We start from the raw sequence: 515 nt of genomic DNA on the forward strand, positions 1-515 counted from the left end.
CCTGTTCGGGAAGTGAACAGCGCCGCGTCGTTTCCCTGACACGCGCCCGGCATGATTAGGTCGGGTGCGTTGGCGCGAGCCTGCAAGCAGTACGACGAGAGGACAAGAATGACCGACTCCGCGATTCAGAACATCCCGGCCGCCCGGCCGGTGATCGACGAGTCCGACATCCAGGCCGTTGTCGACGTCATGCGCTCCGGCATGGTGGTCCAGGGCCCGCAGGTGAAGGCGTTCGAGGAGGAGTTCTCTGCCGTCGTCGACGGGCGCCACTGCGTCGCCGTCAACAGCGGTACGTCGGCACTGCACCTCACGCTGCTCGCCCTCGGCTTCGGCCCGGGCGACGAGGTGATCTGCCCGTCCTTCACGTTCGCCGCCACGGCCAACGCGATCCGCCTCGTCGGTGCGACGCCGGTCTTCGCTGACATCCAGGCCGACACCTTCAACATCGACCCGGCGGCCGTCGAGGCGCTCGTGGGGCCGAGGACCGTCGCGATCATGCCGGTCCACCTCTACGG

The 515-nt window shown here is 67.8% G+C and carries 1 protein-coding gene; it reads left to right on the forward strand.

Translation table 11 applies throughout. The features are described from left to right. Positions 1-108: 108 nt before the first annotated feature. Positions 109-515 (forward strand): DegT/DnrJ/EryC1/StrS family aminotransferase (locus ACOADB_RS15570; protein ID WP_378600347.1); only part of this gene is annotated, 407 nt, incomplete at its 3' end.

The organism is Nocardioides sp. CPCC 206348, from assembly GCF_048654705.1.
Classification (GTDB): domain Bacteria; phylum Actinomycetota; class Actinomycetes; order Propionibacteriales; family Nocardioidaceae; genus Nocardioides.